The organism is Aquabacterium parvum, assembly GCF_001447195.1.
GTDB classification, from domain to species: domain Bacteria; phylum Pseudomonadota; class Gammaproteobacteria; order Burkholderiales; family Burkholderiaceae_C; genus Aquabacterium; species Aquabacterium parvum.
In genome coordinates this window covers 1-273 of sequence record NZ_LFRI01000176.1, presented here as the reverse complement: position 1 = coordinate 273, position 273 = coordinate 1, and the positions used below count along the sequence as shown (strand labels likewise).

The following is a 273-nucleotide window of genomic DNA, read 5'->3' as shown; positions in this document are numbered from 1 at the left end:
GTGCCCTGGATCAAGGGAGCCTGTGATGCTCACGCTGACCGGCACCATTCGAGCAGTCACCACCCTGGGTGGTGGCGTCAACAAGAAGACCGGCGAGGTGATCCCCACCCGCCCGGTTCTCCAGATCGAGGGCCTCAATAACCGTGGCCTCGTTCAACTCTTCACCCTCACAGTTCCGGACACCAAGCCTTTCGAGGGCCGAGTGGGTGAGCAGGTGTCCGTGCCGGTGCGTGCGTGGGCTCCTGGCGCGTCGGTGAGCCTCGCCTATGAGGG

General features: G+C 64.5%; 1 protein-coding gene. It reads left to right on the top strand.

Annotation, left to right across the window (positions count from 1 at the left end; genetic code table 11):
* Window positions 1-25 precede the first annotated feature (25 nt).
* On the top strand, window positions 26-273 hold a 248-nt coding region (locus ABG80_RS07220), incomplete at its 3' end, for a hypothetical protein (RefSeq protein ID WP_152987513.1).